At 65.4% G+C, this 344-nt stretch carries 1 protein-coding gene; it reads right to left on the reverse strand.

Annotation, left to right across the window (positions count from 1 at the left end; genetic code table 11):
* Positions 1–5 precede the first annotated feature (5 nt).
* Positions 6–344 (reverse strand): integrase core domain-containing protein (locus ACSHWJ_RS16220; protein WP_432540116.1); only part of this gene is annotated, 339 nt, incomplete at its 5' end.

A 344-nucleotide genomic window follows, 5' to 3' on the forward strand; every position in this document is an offset into this window, starting at 1 on the left:
CCGGTTCACGCGGCATTTTTGCGCTGTGCCTCGTACCAGCGTTGCTCGAACTGCATCGGGCTGAGGTAGCCCAGCGACGAATGCAGCCGGCGGTGATTGTAGAAAGCCATCCAGTCCAGTATGGCCTGCCGGGCCTGCTCGCGGGTGGCGAACTTTTGCCCGTGCACGCTGGCGGCCTTCAGCCGCCCCCAAAAGCTCTCGGTCGGGGCATTGTCCCAGCAGTTGCCCTTGCGGCTCATCGATGAGCGCATGCCCCAGTCCCGTAGTGCCTGCTGGAACTCATGGCTGCCGTATTGGATGCCCCGGTCGCTGTGGAAGATCAGGCCAGGCGGCGGGCGGCGGCG

Origin of the sequence: Methylococcus sp. S1M (genome assembly GCF_051295855.1) — a bacterium.
In the GTDB taxonomy this organism is placed as follows: Bacteria; Pseudomonadota; Gammaproteobacteria; order Methylococcales; family Methylococcaceae; genus Methylococcus; species Methylococcus capsulatus.